Below are 1,331 nucleotides of genomic sequence, written 5' to 3' on the forward strand. Positions count from 1 at the left end.
TAGACTGGCCCCATGAATCTCCAGACAGTTGGTATCACTTAAGTTAGTGATAGTCTTAATACTAGTTTTTAGACTAGTCGTTGGAGTCCGAATGATTGATGTTTTAGGTCCAGAGAAGCGCAGACGGCGAAGTGTTCAGGAAAAAATCACCATTGTTCAGCAGAGTTTTGAGCCCGGAATGACCGTGTCGCTGGTCGCCCGTCAGCATGGCGTTGCTGCCAGTCAGCTGTTCCTGTGGCGTAAGCAGTATCAGGAAGGCAGCCTTACAGCCGTTGCCGCAGGAGAACAGGTTGTGCCCGCGTCGGAGCTGGCATCTGCGATGAAGCAAATTAAAGAGCTGCAGCGCCTGTTGGGCAAGAAAACCATGGAAAACGAGCTGCTAAAAGAAGCCGTTGAATATGGCCGACAAAAAAAGTGGATAGCGCACGTGCCCTTGTTACCGGAGGATGGCGAATAAGCCTTGTCAGTCGTTGCCTCCGGGTCTCACGTGCGCAACTGCATGCCATAGCCCGTCGGTCGAAGGACTGGCAGGATCGTCGGTGCAAGCGCAAGCCTGATGATACTGACGCGCTGGCCCGTATCCATACCGTTATCGGCGATCTGCCCACCTATGGTTATCGTCGGGTATGGGCACTGTTGCGCAGACAATCAGAAACTGACGACATGGCGGTGATCAATGCCAAACGCGTATACCGCATCATGCGTCAGAATGCGCTGCTGCTTGAGCGTAAACCGGAAATACCGCCATCGAAGCGGGCGCATACAGGGAAAGTGGCCGTTGGAGAAAGTAACCAGCGGTGGTGCTCTGACGGCTTCGAGTTCAGCTGTGATAACGGTGAAAAACTGCGGGTCACGTTCGCTCTGGACTGTTGCGATCGCGAGGCACTTTACTGGGCGGCCAGTAACGGTGGATATGACAGTGAAACCGTGCAGGACGTCATGCTGGGTGCCGTGGAGCGTCGCTTCGGTAACAGCCTGCCGACATCCCCAGTTGAGTGGCTGACAGACAACGGTTCAGCCTACCGTTCTTATCAGACGCGTCAGTTCGCCAGAATGGTAGGACTGGAGCCTAAACATACGGCGGTACGTAGCCCGGAAAGCAACGGGATGGCAGAGAGCTTCGTGAAAACGATGAAGCGCGATTACATCAGCATCATGCCGAAACCCGACGGGTTAACAGCGGTAAAGAACCTTGCGGAGGCCTTCGAACATTACAACGAATGGCATCCGCATAGTGCACTGGGGTATCGTTCGCCACGGGAATATCTGCGGCGGCGAACCAGTAATGGGTTAAGTGATAAAAAGTGTATGGAAATATAGGGGCCAATCCA

At 53.7% G+C, this 1,331-nt stretch carries 1 protein-coding gene; it reads left to right on the forward strand.

Annotated elements, in window-relative coordinates; translation table 11 throughout:
- Positions 1-91: 91 nt before the first annotated feature.
- A protein-coding gene (locus C6A40_RS24755) for an IS3-like element ISEc36 family transposase (RefSeq protein ID WP_193550756.1) occupies positions 92-1,320 on the forward strand; the annotation gives its coding sequence in 2 pieces (ribosomal slippage) (positions 92-407 and positions 407-1,320; 1,230 coding nt in all).
- The last annotated feature ends 11 nt before the right edge of the window (positions 1,321-1,331 follow it).

This window comes from Enterobacter sp. GER_MD16_1505_Eko_090 (genome assembly GCF_003331015.1).
GTDB lineage: Bacteria > Pseudomonadota > Gammaproteobacteria > Enterobacterales > Enterobacteriaceae > Enterobacter > Enterobacter roggenkampii.